The 13,780-nt window shown below is 71.4% G+C and carries 15 protein-coding genes and 1 tRNA gene; 8 read left to right on the top strand and 8 right to left on the bottom strand.

The window, feature by feature from the left end; all coding sequences use genetic code 11:
* Positions 1–16 precede the first annotated feature (16 nt).
* From CRT23_RS01490 to CRT23_RS01475, 5 genes are all read left to right on the top strand, one after another.
* Positions 17–253, top strand: coding sequence for a hypothetical protein (locus CRT23_RS01490; protein WP_103708302.1), 237 nt, complete (start codon positions 17–19; stop codon positions 251–253).
* A gap of 2 nt (positions 254–255) precedes the next feature.
* Positions 256–543 (top strand): hypothetical protein, encoded by a 288-nt coding sequence (locus tag CRT23_RS01485; RefSeq protein ID WP_103708301.1) that lies wholly within the window; start codon positions 256–258, stop codon positions 541–543.
* 4 nt (positions 544–547) lie between these two features.
* Entirely contained in the window at positions 548–706 is a 159-nt protein-coding gene (locus CRT23_RS28320) for a hypothetical protein (RefSeq protein ID WP_181017225.1), read from the top strand.
* Positions 707–807: 101 nt separating this feature from the next.
* The gene (locus tag CRT23_RS01480; protein WP_103708300.1) at positions 808–1,185 is read left to right on the top strand and encodes a response regulator; all 378 of its coding nucleotides are present in this window, start codon (positions 808–810) and stop codon (positions 1,183–1,185) included.
* Positions 1,186–1,376: 191 nt separating this feature from the next.
* Positions 1,377–1,715, top strand: a complete 339-nt coding sequence (locus tag CRT23_RS01475) for a hypothetical protein (RefSeq protein WP_244477172.1) — start codon at positions 1,377–1,379, stop codon at positions 1,713–1,715.
* A 10-nt stretch (positions 1,716–1,725) separates the two neighbouring features.
* On the opposite strand, the gene CRT23_RS01470 is transcribed toward CRT23_RS01475, so the two are convergent.
* Positions 1,726–1,956: a tautomerase family protein gene (locus CRT23_RS01470; protein ID WP_055947216.1), complete on the bottom strand. Its 231-nt coding sequence runs from the start codon at positions 1,954–1,956 to the stop codon at positions 1,726–1,728.
* Between the two features lie 361 nt (positions 1,957–2,317).
* Between CRT23_RS01470 and CRT23_RS01465 the strand changes: the two genes are divergently transcribed.
* Positions 2,318–3,229 (top strand): methyltransferase domain-containing protein, encoded by a 912-nt coding sequence (locus CRT23_RS01465; protein ID WP_103708299.1) that lies wholly within the window; start codon positions 2,318–2,320, stop codon positions 3,227–3,229.
* Positions 3,230–3,363: 134 nt separating this feature from the next.
* Here the strand turns inward: CRT23_RS01465 and CRT23_RS01460 are convergent, their stop codons facing one another.
* Entirely contained in the window at positions 3,364–4,491 is a 1,128-nt protein-coding gene (locus CRT23_RS01460; protein ID WP_181017224.1) for an acyltransferase, read from the bottom strand.
* A gap of 431 nt (positions 4,492–4,922) precedes the next feature.
* Here CRT23_RS01460 and nhaA point away from each other — a divergent pair, with 431 nt between their 5' ends.
* On the top strand, positions 4,923–6,137 hold the full coding sequence (gene nhaA, locus CRT23_RS01455; RefSeq protein WP_103708297.1) for a Na+/H+ antiporter NhaA: 1,215 nt from the start codon (positions 4,923–4,925) through the stop codon (positions 6,135–6,137).
* Positions 6,138–6,478: 341 nt separating this feature from the next.
* On the opposite strand, the gene CRT23_RS01450 is transcribed toward nhaA, so the two are convergent.
* The 6 genes from CRT23_RS01450 to CRT23_RS29730 all read right to left on the bottom strand — a co-directional run bounded on the left by CRT23_RS01450 (position 6,479) and on the right by CRT23_RS29730 (position 11,388).
* A tRNA-Val gene (locus tag CRT23_RS01450) sits at positions 6,479–6,553 on the bottom strand.
* Positions 6,554–6,567: 14 nt separating this feature from the next.
* Entirely contained in the window at positions 6,568–8,304 is a 1,737-nt protein-coding gene (locus CRT23_RS01445) for an iron ABC transporter permease (protein ID WP_103708296.1), read from the bottom strand.
* A gap of 136 nt (positions 8,305–8,440) precedes the next feature.
* Complete coding sequence (locus CRT23_RS01440; protein WP_103708295.1) at positions 8,441–9,463, bottom strand: extracellular solute-binding protein; 1,023 nt, start codon at positions 9,461–9,463, stop codon at positions 8,441–8,443.
* Between the two features lie 136 nt (positions 9,464–9,599).
* Positions 9,600–10,676: an ABC transporter ATP-binding protein gene (locus CRT23_RS01435; protein WP_103708294.1), complete on the bottom strand. Its 1,077-nt coding sequence runs from the start codon at positions 10,674–10,676 to the stop codon at positions 9,600–9,602.
* Positions 10,673–11,131 (bottom strand): hypothetical protein, encoded by a 459-nt coding sequence (locus CRT23_RS01430; RefSeq protein ID WP_348628829.1) that lies wholly within the window; start codon positions 11,129–11,131, stop codon positions 10,673–10,675. The genes CRT23_RS01435 and CRT23_RS01430 overlap by 4 nt, the downstream gene beginning before the upstream one ends.
* Positions 11,065–11,388, bottom strand: coding sequence for a hypothetical protein (locus tag CRT23_RS29730; protein WP_348628828.1), 324 nt, complete (start codon positions 11,386–11,388; stop codon positions 11,065–11,067). Before CRT23_RS29730 ends, CRT23_RS01430 begins: the two co-directional genes overlap by 67 nt.
* A gap of 96 nt (positions 11,389–11,484) precedes the next feature.
* On the opposite strand from CRT23_RS29730, the gene CRT23_RS01425 reads away from it, so the two are divergent.
* Positions 11,485–13,743, top strand: coding sequence for a primosomal protein N' (locus CRT23_RS01425; protein WP_103708293.1), 2,259 nt, complete (start codon positions 11,485–11,487; stop codon positions 13,741–13,743).
* Positions 13,744–13,780 lie beyond the last annotated feature (37 nt).

Raw genomic sequence — 13,780 nt, 5'->3', positions numbered from 1 at the left:
ACATCAGGAGGACATCATGACCGACGAGCCGCGCGCCGCCAGTGCGCCGAAGGAGAGCGACGCCGACCGCAACGGCGGGACGCCCGCGCAGGGCGCGGCCTCCGGATCCGGACAGGTGGTGCAGGGCGGGGAAACGCAGCCCGCGAGCCTGGAGGCAATCGGCGCGGCCGCGCGGAAGACCGAAGCTTCGGGTGCGACCCGGGAAGCCCTCGACCGCGCCACCGCGCCCAACGGCCAGGATGCGGGGGAATAGACATGCCGAACGATCACATTCCCATCGTAGGCACGCGCAAGCCCGATTCCGATGTCGGCAAGCCGGGCGACCCGGCCGTCGCCGGCGGGGGTCAGTCGGCCGATCAGGCCGCGATCACCCGGCAAGGTCCCGGCGGCGAGACGGATACGGCCCGCAACGCCGCCTGGGACGGCGCGCCGAAGGGACGTAATCCCACCCCGGCCGGCGGCTCCTCCGACGGACAGTCCGACCGGCCCCGTTCGCCCCAAGCCAACCCCAAGGCCAGCCCCAAGGCCAATCCCAAGGAATGATGCGATGACAGGCTCCGACGACAAGGATCCGCCCAAGGACAAGCCAGCCAACACGGCGCCCGACGCGGTGATGGATCCCAACGAGAAGACCGACGGCAAGCCCGGCCAGGGTCCGAAGGGCGGTGCCCAGCCGGACGGCGAGACCGATCCCGGCGGCGGCTAGAAGGCGTCTCCGGTCGCGGGCCCGGCCCGAGCGCTGCACGGCCCTGAACAAGGCCCGCGCCCCCGGCGTTGAGCCAGGACCCGCGGCCTGGAGACTCGACGATGCACACCGGCGATCATCGCGCCATCATCATCCTGGTGGAGGAGGAGCAGGACCAGCGCCGGGTCATCGCGGGGCTCCTCGACGCGGCGGGCTTCGCCGTCAGGGCGACTGAGACGACCGACGAGGCCCTCCGCCTGCTGGAGGCGACCCCGGACGCGGCCGGACTCGTCACCGACGCGCACGTGCCCGGCGGGATCGACGGCTGGGAACTGGCGCAGCGCGCCCGCGCGCGGAGACCCGGCCTCGCGGTGATCCTGATGTCGGGCCATTCGGATCCCAGCTCCGGCCCGCTGCCGGAGGGCGCGGCATTCGTGCTCAAGCCGAACGTGCCGGCCAGTCTCGGTGCAACTTTGCGCGAGATGATCGGCGAGACCTGACACGGCCCGCCCCCGTTTCAACTGGGTCTCGGCCTCGGCCTCGGCACCGGTCCGCGCTCGGAGCGTCGTCGCCGGAACCCGCGGCAATGCCGCCGTCGGAACTCAACGAACTGGTGAGAAACGCGCGGTATACAGGGTCCGACATACGCGATGCGCGCCGAGGTCGCGCGATCCAGACAGGGAGATTGCGGGTGAGTGCCGCTTCAGCGTCATCGATCCGGGCCGCGGCGCCCACCGACCGGCTGCCCGAGCTGTCGCGGCTGGCCGCCCTCTTCGCGCGGACCGTGCTCGACGCCCAGATCCAGGGCCGTCCCGTCCCGGACGACCAGATCCGCTTCCTGCTCGACGCGGCCCTGCTCCTGAACGAGTACGGCGCCGAGCTGCCCTCCCCCCTCGATCAGATCATGCAGGATGCCAGCGCGCCGAAGGCGCCCGAGCCGTCGGACGACCGGCCTGCGCCGGACGTCCAGGACGACGATGCCGGCCGCCTCGCCTGGCTGCTGCGCCCCTTCCAGGGATTGAAGGGCTGAGGACCGGGGCTCAGGGCAGGGTATAGCCCGGCTTCTTGAACAGGGTCTCCGGCCGGCCGACGATCTCGGGCCGGTAGACCTGCGCCTCCCAGTCCGCCTGGGCCACGTCCTCGATCGACACCGAGATCGCCCGCTCGGCGGTGCCGGCACTGGCCATCAGGGCCGCCGCGATGGCCTCGGCCATCTCCGCCTTCTGCGCGTCGGTCTTGCCCGGGTACATCTTCACGGTCACGTGCGGCATGGCGATTCGGTCCTGACGGCGGCGGGATGGACGGGAGACCGCCCGTCATGCGGTCGCGGGGGTCCATGACAGGACCGGAGCGGACGGACAAGATCCGGAAGCCTCTCTCTGCGGCCCACGCCGATCGGGCAAAACAGCATCGATCGACGGTGACGGGCCCCTGATGCTCCGCACGTCCTCGACCGGACGCATGTGGGGACCCGGTTTTCGAGCCAAGGTACCCATCGGTCACGCAACCCTTGGGATTGTACGATGATCGAGTACCCGGCACAGGTTGTACAAGCTCGCGGACGGGTTCATGGTCGCCCGGGATCAAGCCGCCGTGGCGGTATCGTGATTCTGCCAAGTGGACTGAAGCACCATGAACTATCACGGCTACCTGGACAAATTCGCGGTCGTCGGACGATGCCTCTATGCCGAGGGCTGGGCCAATCGCTTTGAACCGGAACTGTATTACGACGGCGAGCGACTGAGGACAGAGCATCAGACCGTCCCGCGGCCAGACCTTACAACGGTATTCGGACCCGACGCAGTCAATTGGGGCTTCGTCCTCGTGGCGATCGTTCCCCACCTGCACGTCGACCGGTCGAAGTTCACGCTGCGGTTCAGCGAAGGCTTCATCTTGAAAGACCCATCGGGAGGGTTCTCCAATCCTGGGGACAGGCTTTTCCAAGTGATGGTTGATCGCTTCCGCGGGGAAGTTGCCGAGCGTCGGGGAAGCATGCTGGAAATCGGCAGTCGAGCGCGCAGCGGCGTCAGCTATCGTTCCTGGTTCCCGGCCGACATCGAGCACCTCGGAATCGACATCACGGACGGGCCGAATGTCGACGCCGTCTGCGATGCGCATCATCTCAGTCGGCGCGTCGATCGAACCTTCGATTTCGCGTTCTCGATGGCGGTGTTCGAACATCTCCTCATGCCGTGGAAAGTGGCGTTGGAGATGAACAAGGTGCTTCGTCAGGGTGCCCTGGGGCTCATCATCTCGCACGCCGCGTGGCCCCTGCACGAGGAGCCCTGGGACTTCTTCCGATTCTCGAAGGAGAGTTGGCGGGGAATCTTCAACGCCCATACCGGGTTCGAGGTCGTGGATGCACAGTATCGCTATCCTGCCTCCATCGTACCGGACTACATCAACGATTCGAACTTCCAGCAGATGAGCCTCGGGCCGACCTACCTCCTCAGCGGATGCATCGTCCGGCGAACGGGTCCTGCCGAGGTCGCGTGGAACGCGGAGGTCGCGGATATCTACGACCTGTCCTATTCGCATGCCTGAGATGGCGCATCGGACCGGCCGGACGCCATGGCGAAGGGCATGGTTCCCCGACGCGAACGTTTCCCCGAAGGCTGAGGGATCGCCCCTCTAGCGGACAGGGCCGAGGGCCGTGCCGCGTCGCCCCGGCGGCCGGCTCAGATCTCGGAGCGGCCGACCATCGAGGCGGCCGGTGCGTGCGCGTCCCGCCCCGCGCCGGAGACCGGCGGGAGGTGGCGACGGATGACGTGGCGGCCCAGCGCGATGGCCGGCGCCTCGATCCAGCGATAGACCAGCGCCGCGACCGCGACGGTCGCGAGCGCCGTGGCAGCCGCGAACAGGTGGATCGGAACGACCGACGCGTACCCGGCCAGCGCGTGCTCGAGTACCCCCTGGACCACCGGCCCGAACAGGTAGATCGAGTAACTGATAGCGCCCAGGTAGGTGAACAGCCGCCCCTCGATGCACAGCCACTGGGACAGCAGGGCGAACAGCGCCATCGCGGCCCAATAGGTGACGAGGTACTTCAGCCAGTTCTCGTGAAAGCCCATGTCGCGCCCATAGGCGAGCACGGACACCAGCGGGATCGCACAGACGAGCGCCCCGGTGACGACGGTGAGCGCGACGCCCCAGCCCGGCCGGCGCTCGAGGACGTGGTAGCGCAGGCACAGTCCCCAGAACATCACCGCCAGGGACAGGGGAACGGCCACCGGGAATTTCCGCTCGAGACCGAAGCGCAGGGCGGCAAGGCCGAGGGCGGCCGCGATCAGGGCCAGGGCCGACAGCACCACGCCGACGGCATCGTCGAGACGCCCGAGGACGAAGAGCCCGACGCAGAGGCCGTAGAAGATCAGCTCGATCTGCAGGGTCCAGTACAGGGCGATGATGTTCTCCACGCCGAGGAACTGCTGCAGCATCGTGATGTTGGCGGGCACGAGGACGGCGGGAATGTCACGGCCCGCCCAGACGAACAGGACCAGCAGCCCGCAGGGGATCGAGAGCCAGTAGGCGGGATACAGGCGGAAGAACCGCGACACGGCGAAGGCCAGGATCGGCCGGTCTCCGGCCTTGAACAGCGAGAAGGGCACCACGAAGCCCGACACCGCGAAGAACAACGTCACGGCGATCTTGCCGACATCGACGTACTCGGTCAGCCCCGACAGGACGGCGCGCTCGAGGGGAAACGGACCGAGCTGCGTCTTCAGGCCGAACTCGACCGTATGGGCGTAGATGACCGCCAGGGCGGCCAGACCACGGATCGAGTCGATGCTGTGCAGGCGGCGCATGGCGACAGTCGGTGTTGCGCCCCGACCATCGAGGGCCCTGCAGGGATTGCAGGTGACACCCGGTTCGACAAGGTTCTTCGCGCCCCGTGGTAAACGCCGTGGCGCGACTTGGCAGGGTTCCACATCCCGAAGGATTGCGGACCAGCGACGCGCGTTCCGAGCGGACCTGTCTTCGCGCACCGGGACCAGGACAGGCGCCGGGGATCGACATGTCGATACCCGTTTCCCCGGAGACGTGGCCCGAGACGCCTGGCGCGGAGGAACGTGGCACGAGCAACTCTTCGGGAATCCGGCGTGTCCGCGCGGCATGAAACCCCGACGCATGGGACCGGGGCGCCGATGCATCCCTGCTGGGAAGGCGTGACACGCCCCGCGCGCTGGGTTTCCACCCAAAAGTTGTGTCCCCGCGCAGGTCTTGTAAGGGAAGGCCCATGCAAGCCCCTGCCCCGCTCCGCCGGCCGCTCTCGGCCTTCCGGTCGATGCTCACCTCCGAGGCCGGCGGCGGCCTCGTCCTGATGGCGAGCGCGGTGCTCGCCCTCGTGGTGGCGAATTCTCCCCTGGCGGAGCGCTACTTCGCGGTTCTGCAGACCAAGGTCGGGGGCTTGAGCGTGCTGCACTGGATCAACGACGCCCTGATGGCGCTGTTCTTCCTGCTCGTCGGTCTCGAGATCAAGCGCGAGATGCTGGATGGGCGCCTGCGGACCTGGCCGGACCGGATCCTGCCCGGCCTCGCGGCCCTCGGCGGCATGGCGGCGCCGGCCCTGGTCTACGTGGCGGTGAACCGGCACTCGCCGGAGACCGTCCGTGGCTGGGCGATTCCCGCCGCCACCGACATTGCCTTCGCCCTCGGCATCCTGGCCCTGCTGGGCTCCCGGGTGCCGGTCTCCCTCAAGGTGTTCCTCACCGCCCTGGCGATCATCGACGACCTCGGCGCCGTGCTCATCATCGCGTTGTTCTACACCGCGGACCTGTCCCTGCCGATGCTGGCCGGAGCGGCCGCGACCCTGGCGGTGCTCTACGGCCTGAACCGCGCCGGCATCAGCCGCCTCGCCCCCTACCTCGTCCTCGGCGTGGTGCTGTGGGTCTTCGTCCTGAAATCCGGGGTGCACGCCACGGTGGCGGGCGTACTCCTGGCGCTGACGATTCCCCTGCGGCTCAGCATCGGCCGGCCGGACGATCCGACCTCGCCCCTGCACCGGCTGGAACACGCGCTCCATCCCTGGTCGGCCTACCTGATCCTGCCGATCTTCGGTTTCGCCAATGCGGGCGTGTCGCTGGCGGGCTTCACGCCCACGATGCTGCTCGACCCCGTGACCCTCGGGGTCGCCCTCGGTCTGGTCGTCGGCAAGCAACTCGGCGTGTTCGGCTTCGTCCTGGCGGCGGTGAAGCTCGGGCTCGCCCAACGGCCGGCAGGGGCCGGCTGGATGCAGGTCTACGGCGTCTCGCTGCTCTGCGGCATCGGCTTCACCATGAGCCTGTTCATCGGCCTCCTGGCCTTTGCCAGCAGCCCCGAACTCGAGGCCGAGACCAAGGTCGGCGTGCTGGCCGGATCGATCGTCTGCATGGCGGCCGGCGCCCTCGTCCTGCTGGTCGCGCCCCGCCGCCCGGTGGGGGCTCCGAAGGCCGAGGCCGCCGCGATCGCCTGAGAGGCCCGGAGCAGACCCGGACCGCGTGCCTGCGCAGGACCGTCGCGGGCGCTGAAAGCGTCGTTCCCCGCCCCGGTTGTCGTCCCCGGACGAGGGCCGATCCGCGGCCTGTCGCGCCACGACACTCGCAGCTTGCGCGGTGACGGGCGCCAACCCGGCACTCGACCTGCCGGGGCCATCGTGACCTCGACGCTGCTCGACCATCAGGGATGGCTCGGCTTCGCCCGGCACAGGGCGGGACGCGGGCGCATCGTCGGCTGCCTCCCGATGGTCGGCGGCCTCGTGCTCGTCGTGCTGTCTCGAGGAAGGTCGTCGAAGCGGCGGGGCGGCTTCGAGGGAAATGGTGGGCGCGACAGGGATCGAACCTGTGACCCTTCGCGTGTGAAGCGAATGCTCTCCCGCTGAGCTACGCACCCGGACCGAGGGCCTTCTAGGGCGAGGGGCGCGGCCCCGTCAAGCGCTGATCGGCAGGTTCTGCGCCGGCTTCGCTGCGCGGGGTTCCGAGCCGGAGCAGGATCACCACCGGCACGAGCCCGACGGCGACGATGAGGAGGGCCGCCACCGTCCCGTCTTCGTAGGTTCCGCGCGCGGCCTCGCCGTAGAGGTGGGTCGCCAGGGTCTCGACGTTGAGGGGACGCAGCAGCAGGGTCGCGGGCAGTTCCTTGACGCAGTCCACGAAGACCAGCAGCGCGCCGCTGAGCACCGCCGGCCAGGCCAGGGGCAGCTGGACCTGCCACAGGGTCGCGCCCGGTCCCCGCCCCAGCATCCGCCCGGCATCCGGCAGGCTGCGGGGCACCCGGCCGAGCCCGGCCTCGCAGGTGCCGATGCTGACCGCCAGGAAACGCACGAGGTAGGCGGTGACGAGCGCGCCGCCGGTGCCGAGGCCGATCAGGGCCGGGGCGACCCCGAAGAGCTGCATCGTCCCCGCCGACAGGGCGGCGTCGGCCCAGGCCAGGGGGCCGAGGAGGCCGATGGCCAGGATCGCGCCGGGGAGCGCGTAGCCGAGGCTCGCCACGCGGATCAGCGCCTCGCCCCAGCGGCGGGCGACGAGGCGCGGCCCCGCCGCCACCACGAAGCCGAGGGCGGCGGCGATCACGGTCGCGGCGCCGGCATACAGCAGGGTATGGCCGATCTCCGGCAGGATCGTCTCCGGCAGGCCGCTGCGCCACACCCGACGCAGGGCGGCTTGCACGAGGTAGGTCGCGGGAATCGCGAAGCCGACGGCCACGGGCACGAGGCCGAGGGTCAGGGCAGCCGCGGCACGCAGGCCTCTCAGCCGCTGCCGGGCGAGGTGGCGCGGGCGCTGAGCGCCGCTCGAGAACCCGCGCCCGGCCCGGGCCCAGCGCTCCAGGGCCACCAGGGCGACGACGGCCACCAGCATGACAAGGGCGATCTGGGCCGCGCCGGCGAGATCCGAGCGGTTCACCCAGGTGGCGTAGACCTGGACCGTGAGGGTGCGCACCCCGAGGAATTCCGCCGCGCCGATGTCGTTCAGGGCCTCCATCAGGGCGAGGCTCGCGCCCAGGGCGATGGCCGGGCGCGCCATCGGCAGGGCGACCCGCAGGAAGGTGGCGGAGGGCCGGCGCCCCAGCATCCGCGCCGCCTCGATCAGGTTGGCGGCCTGCATCAGGAACAGCGCCCGGGTCGGCAGGTAGACGTAGGGATAGAGCACGAAGCCGAGGAGCAGGATGCAGCCGGGCAGAGAGCGGATCTCCGGCAGCACGAAATCGCGCGGGCGGGCATAGCCGAGGAGGTCACGCAGGGTCGTCTGCACCGGGCCGATCGGGTGCATCAGGTCGAGATACGCGAAGGCGACGATGTAGGTCGGCACCGCCATCGGCAGGAGCAGCCCGGCCTCCAGCAGGCGCCGGCCGGGAAAGTCGTAGGCCGCCACGAGCCAGGCGGAGCCTGCCCCGAGCACCACCACCAGGACGCCGACCCCGGCGAGCAGCAGGGCGGTGTCGCGCAGGGCCTGGGGCAGCACGTGGGCGACGAGGTGCGGCCAGAGCGCCGCCCCGCCCGCCCCCGCTCCGGTCCCTTCGCCCGCCGCGATCACGAGGGCGAGGACCGGGCTCAGCACCACGGCGCAGAGCACCAGGGCGGCGGCGCCCCAGGCGAGACCGCGGGGTCGGCCGGTGAGCGGGAGGGCGGGGGCGGCCCCGGTCATGCGGATCCTGTGGCCTCGGGCTTCGTCCGGCTCGATGGGAGTGCGGCGGACCTCCCGGCGCCCCCCCGACGCCACCCTGACCTCTGCAAGGAGGCCAGGCGGTGGCGCACGGGCTGCGGAGAAGAGAGCCTTCCCCTCAGTTGTCGAAGCCGACGGTGTCGAGGAGCAGGCTCGCCGCCTTGCGGTTGCGGGCGATCTCGACGAGCGGCACGGAATCGAGGGTCAGGGGCCCGAGGGCGGTGAGAAGCGGGTCGATCGGCGCGCCGGCCTTCACCGGGTACTCGTAATCGGCCTTGGCGTAGAGTGCCTGGGCCTCGTCGGAGACGAGGTACTCGAGGAGCTTGACCGCCGCGTCGCGGTTGGGGGCGTTCCTGGCCACCACCGCGCCGGAGATGTTCACGTGGGTGCCGCCGCCCGCGAAGGTCGGCATCACCACCTTGATGCCCTCGCCCCACTTCTGCTGCTCGGGGCCGCCGCGGCCGGAGCGCATCAGGCCGACATAGTAGGAATTGCCGAGGCCGATCTTGCAGGTCTCGGCCAGGATGTCGCGGGCGACGTCCCGGTCGCCGCCGGCGGGCTTGCGGGCGAGGTTGGCCTTCAGCGCCCGCAGCCAGGCCTCGGTCTTCTCCGGGCCGTGCTTGACGAGATAATGGGCGACGAGGGCCGTGTTGTAGGGGTGCTGGCCCGAGCGCAGGCAGAGACCGCCCTTCCAGGTCGGGTCGGCCAGCCCCTCGTAGGTGATGGCCTTGAGGTCGGCGAGGTCCTTGTCGGCGTAGAGCACCCGGGCCCGCATGGAGAGGGCGAACCAGCGCCCCTCGGCGTCGCGCAGGGTGGCGGGCACCGCCGCCTCCAGCGCGCCCGAGCGCACCGGCTGGGCGAGGTCGCGGTCGACGAGGTCGATGAGGTTGCCGACATCCACGGTCATCAGCACGTCGGCCTTGGCGCGGGCGCCCTCGGCCGCCACGCGCTCGGCAAGACCCTTCTCGACGAACACCGTGTTGACGGTGACGCCGCTCTTGGCCGTGAAGGCGTCGAGCAGGGGCCGGATCAGGCCGGGCTCGCGGGTGGTGTAGAGGTTGACCTCCGCCGCTGACGCCGTGCCGATCAGGGCCGCCAGCGCGAAGCCCGCGAATCCGATTGCCTTGATCCCACCCGCCATAGTCGAACCCCTTCCGTCGAAACGTGGCGGGTGTTCAGAAGCATCGGCGCGAAAAAGACAAGCACGATGTTTTGGACTTAAAACAATTCGAAACTATTGCCCTGAACCGAACTCAGGTTCGACCCGGCCCTGTGTTTTAATCCGTCTCGTCGGCAAAAATAAAGCCGCGATCCCGGTCCAGGCTCAGACCGACCGAATCCCCCGGCCCGTGCGGGTCGTCCGCCGTTACGGGCAGGCGCAGGGGCTCGGGCAGCCCCTCCGCCGACAGGGTCAGGAGGGCGCTCGCTCCGAGGAAGCGGCGCTCACGCACGACGGCCCAGAGGGACGCTTCCGGTGCGCCGAGGCGGATGGCCTGGGGGCGCAGGCACAGGGTGACGGCGGCGCCCTCGGCGTGGCCCGGTGCGGGGACCGGGCCGAACGGGGTCGCCACGCTGCCGCCGCGGCAGGTCCCGCCGATCTCGACGAGGTCGCCGAAGAAGCGGGCGGCAAAGCGCGTCGCGGGGCGGTCATACAGGTCCGGCCCGGTGCCGACCTGCACGATGCGCCCCCGCCGCATCAGGGCGATGCGGTCGGCGAAGCCCAAGGCCTCCTCGGGGTCGTGGGTGACGAGGAGCGCGGTGGCGCCGCTGGCACGCAGGACCGCGAGGGTGTCGTCGCGGACCCGGTCGCGGGTGCGGCGGTCGAGGTTCGAGAACGGCTCGTCGAGGAGGAGGACGCGCGGCCCCGGGGCCAGGGCACGGGCCAGGGCGACGCGCTGGCTCTCGCCGCCCGAGAGGGTGCCGGGATAGCTCTCGGCCCGGTCGGCGAGGCCGACCTGCTCCAGCCGGGCCTGCGCCAGGGTTCGGGCCTCGGCGGCGGGCCTGCCGTGCAGGCCGAAGCGGACGTTCTCCGCCACGGTGAGATGGGGGAACAGGGCGTAGTCCTGGAACATCAGCCCGACGCCCCGCGCCTCGGGGGCGACGCCGCGTCCGCCCTCGCTCACCAGGGTCCCGTCGAGGCGGATCGTGCCCGTCTCCGGCTGCTCCAGCCCGGCGATGGCCCGCAGGAGCGTGCTCTTGCCACAGCCGGAACCGCCGAGAAGGGCCAGGATCTCGCCGGGCCGGACCTGGAGCGAGACGTCGGCGAGGGCCTGCACCGCGCCGAAGCGCAGGCCGATCCCGCGCAGGTCGAGGCGCGGGGGCACGGGATCGGGCTGGGGCGCGTCGAGGCTCATGCGCGCCTTGTGTCACCGCGATCGGGCGGCGAAAACCCTCCGGTGCGCAGGAAGCGCAGGGTCTCGCCGATGACGGCGGGGTTGCGCATCATCAGGCCGTGGCTGGTGTGCAAGGTGATGTGGTCGGCCATCCCGGCGACCCGCGTGCGTGCGACGGTGACCCGGCCGTCATCGGGTCCCGGCAGCATCAGCCAGGATTCCAGGGGATAGAGCGTGCGGTCGCCCGCGATGATCCCGAGGGGATAGTCGACGGGGCCGAGGAGGCCGCGCAGGCTTTCGTCCGGCCGGGTGGTCAACTGGGCGCCGGCCGGGCCGAAGATGCGCCGGTAGGCGCGCAGGGCGTGGAGCCGGTCGGCGACCTCGCTGCCCCCGTTCGGCGGCCCCAACATCACCACCCGTCCGAGATTGGCCGGCCGGCCTCCGTTGAGCCAGGCCCGGGCGAGGAGCCCGCCCATCGCGTGGGTACCACGTGGAGGGTCCGCGTCCGGGCGGCGAAGGCGGCGGCGAGCGGTCCGATGATGCCCGCCAGTTCGCCGAGTCCCGCCTTGCGGGAGGGATAATCGAGGTTGAGCGTCGCGAACCCGCCGGCCCGGAGGGCATGCTCCATCCGGGCCAGGGAGGCGGCCCGCCGGGCGAGGCCGTGCAGGAGCAGGACGCCCTCGGGGGCCGGATCGCCGGCCATGCCGGAGGCCTGGGGTTCGGGTCGGTCCATGCTGGAGCGCCTCCGGGCGACGATCGACTGCGCGGCGGTCGCGCATTGCCTCCGGCATGCTTATATTCCGGTTATGTTCCGTCAAAGCCCCGCCCGATGCCCTGCGTCGCCGAGATCCTGATCCCGCTGGCGCTGGACAGCGCCTACAGCTACGCCGTGCCGGCCGGGCTCGACCTCGCGGTCGGCGAGGTCGTGCAGATCCCCCTCGGGCCGCGCGAGACCGTGGGGGTGGTCTGGGGCGTGCGCCAGAGCCCCGGCGGCTCGAACCTGCGACCGGTGACGGGCCGGATCGACGTGCCGGCCCTGCCGGACGCGCTGCGCGAACTCGTCGACTGGCTCGCCCGCTACACCCTGGCGCCGAAGGGCTCGGCACTGGCCATGGCCCTGCGGCTGCCCGACGAGGCGGCGCTGACCGAGACGGTGCGGGTCGGTGTCCGGGCCTCCGGCAAGGCCCCCTCCCGGCCGACCGCGGCGCGCACCAAGGTGCTGGCGGTGGCGGCCGACGGGGCGATGCGGGGCAAGAGCGCGCTGGCCAAGGAGGCCGGCGTCTCCCTGAGCGTCGTCGACGGCCTCATCGACGACGGTGCCCTCGAGGCGATGGCCCTGGCCCCCGAGCCCGTCGCCGTACCGCCGGACCCGGACCACGCCCGCGTGCCCCTCTCGGAGGCGCAGGAGGCGGCAGTGCGGGAACTCGTCGCCCTGATGAACCCCGCGCCCGACGCGCCACCGGCCACGGACGCCATCGGCGATCCCCTGCCGACGCCCGCCGGCGCGGACGGCAAGGTGGCGCCGCCGGGCGCCGAGGCGAAGGCCCCCACCGTGTTGCTGGAGGGCGTCACCGGCTCGGGCAAGACGGAGGTGTATTTCGAGGCGGTGGCCGATTGCGTCCGCCGCGGCCACCAGGCCCTGATCCTGATGCCGGAAATCGCGCTCACGGCGCAGTTCCTGGATCGCTTCGCCGAGCGCTTCGGCGCCCGCCCGGCGGCCTGGCACTCGGGGGTGGGCGGCAAGCGCCGCGAGCGCATCCGGGCCGGGGTCACGGCCGGCGCGATCGCCGTGGTGGTGGGCGCGCGCTCGGCCCTGTTCCTGCCGTTCGCCGATCTCGGCCTCATCGTCGTCGATGAGGAGCACGAGGCCGCCTACAAGCAGGAGGACGGGGTGCACTACCACGCCCGCGACATGGCGGTGGTGCGCGGGCGGATCGAGAACTGCCCGGTGGTGCTGGCCTCCGCGACGCCCTCCATCGAGACCCGGGTCAATGCCGAGCGCGGCCGCTACCGCCGCATCGCCCTGCCCGAGCGCTTCGGCGGCCGGCGCCTGCCCGACATCGCCGCCATCGACATGCGCGCCGACAAGCCCGAGCGCGGGCGCTTCATCGCCCCGGCCCTGGTCGCGGCCGTGCGGGAGACCGTGGATTCGGGCGACCAGGCCCTGCTCTTCCTCAACCGGCGGGGCTACGCGCCCCTGACCCTGTGCCGGGCCTGCGGCCACCGCTACCAGTGCCGCAACTGCTCGACCTGGCTGGTGGAGCACCGCTTCCGCCGGGCGCTGGTCTGCCACCAGTGCGGCTATGCCGAGCGGCGCCCGGATTCCTGCTCGGAATGCGGCACCTTCGACAACCTCACCCCCTGCGGCCCCGGGGTGGAGCGCATCGCCGAGGAGGTGGCCGAGCTCTTCCCGGAGAAGCGCGTCATCGTCCTGTCGAGCGACTTCCCCGGCGGGGCCGAGCGCCTGCGGGCCGAGCTCCAGACCGTGGCGGAGGGCGGCTGCGACATCGTCATCGGCACGCAGCTCGTGGCCAAGGGGCACAACTTCCCGCACCTCACCCTGGTGGGCGTCCTCGACGCCGATATCGGCCTGACCTCCGGCGACCCGCGGGCGGCCGAGCGCACCTTCCAGCTGCTGCAGCAGGTCACCGGCCGTGCCGGCCGCGGCGAGAAGCCGGGCCGCGCCCTGCTGCAGACCTACCAGCCGGAGCACCCGGTGATCGCGGCCCTGCTCTCGGGGGATTCCGAGCGCTTCTACGAGGAGGAGATCGGCGCCCGCGAGGCCGCCGGCCTGCCGCCGTTCGGGCGCCTGGCCGCCCTCATCGTCTCGGCGAACGAACGCGAGGTGGCCGAGGCCCACGGGCAGGCGCTGGCCCGGGCCGCCGAGCCGCCGGAGGGCGTGATGGTGCTCGGCCCGGCCGAGGCGCCGCTCGCGCTGATCCGCGGTCGCTACCGCTTCCGGCTGCTGGTGAAGACCGAGCGCACCGTCGACCTGCAGACCTACCTGCGCGCTTGGCTGGCGCGCGGCCCGAAGGTTCGCGGCAACGTGAAGGTCGCCATCGACGTGGACCCGCAGAGTTTCCTATAACGCTGGCTCGACGTTCGCTTGGGTAGCGTTCGACCCC

The organism is Methylobacterium sp. V23, from assembly GCF_002917135.1.
GTDB lineage: Bacteria > Pseudomonadota > Alphaproteobacteria > Rhizobiales > Beijerinckiaceae > Methylobacterium.
This window is presented reverse-complemented; position numbering and strand designations above follow the sequence as displayed.

Bases quoted from the DNA above. Each gene is read 5' to 3' on its own strand.
- CRT23_RS01430 (WP_348628829.1), bottom strand. From the start codon at position 11,131: ATGGGCGGGCTCCTCGCCCGGGCCTGGCTCAACGGAGGCCGGCCGGCC.
- CRT23_RS01445 (WP_103708296.1), bottom strand. From the start codon at position 8,304: ATGACCGGGGCCGCCCCCGCCCTCCCGCTCACCGGCCGACCCCGCGGT.
- CRT23_RS01485 (WP_103708301.1), top strand. From the start codon at position 256: ATGCCGAACGATCACATTCCCATCGTAGGCACGCGCAAGCCCGATTCC.
- CRT23_RS28320 (WP_181017225.1), top strand. From the start codon at position 548: ATGACAGGCTCCGACGACAAGGATCCGCCCAAGGACAAGCCAGCCAAC.
- CRT23_RS01480 (WP_103708300.1), top strand. From the start codon at position 808: ATGCACACCGGCGATCATCGCGCCATCATCATCCTGGTGGAGGAGGAG.
- CRT23_RS01470 (WP_055947216.1), bottom strand. From the start codon at position 1,956: ATGCCGCACGTGACCGTGAAGATGTACCCGGGCAAGACCGACGCGCAG.
- CRT23_RS29730 (WP_348628828.1), bottom strand. From the start codon at position 11,388: ATGGACCGACCCGAACCCCAGGCCTCCGGCATGGCCGGCGATCCGGCC.
- CRT23_RS01440 (WP_103708295.1), bottom strand. From the start codon at position 9,463: ATGGCGGGTGGGATCAAGGCAATCGGATTCGCGGGCTTCGCGCTGGCG.
- CRT23_RS01460 (WP_181017224.1), bottom strand. From the start codon at position 4,491: ATGCGCCGCCTGCACAGCATCGACTCGATCCGTGGTCTGGCCGCCCTG.
- CRT23_RS01465 (WP_103708299.1), top strand. From the start codon at position 2,318: ATGAACTATCACGGCTACCTGGACAAATTCGCGGTCGTCGGACGATGC.
- CRT23_RS01490 (WP_103708302.1), top strand. From the start codon at position 17: ATGACCGACGAGCCGCGCGCCGCCAGTGCGCCGAAGGAGAGCGACGCC.
- CRT23_RS01425 (WP_103708293.1), top strand. From the start codon at position 11,485: ATGCCCTGCGTCGCCGAGATCCTGATCCCGCTGGCGCTGGACAGCGCC.
- CRT23_RS01435 (WP_103708294.1), bottom strand. From the start codon at position 10,676: ATGAGCCTCGACGCGCCCCAGCCCGATCCCGTGCCCCCGCGCCTCGAC.
- nhaA (WP_103708297.1), top strand. From the start codon at position 4,923: ATGCAAGCCCCTGCCCCGCTCCGCCGGCCGCTCTCGGCCTTCCGGTCG.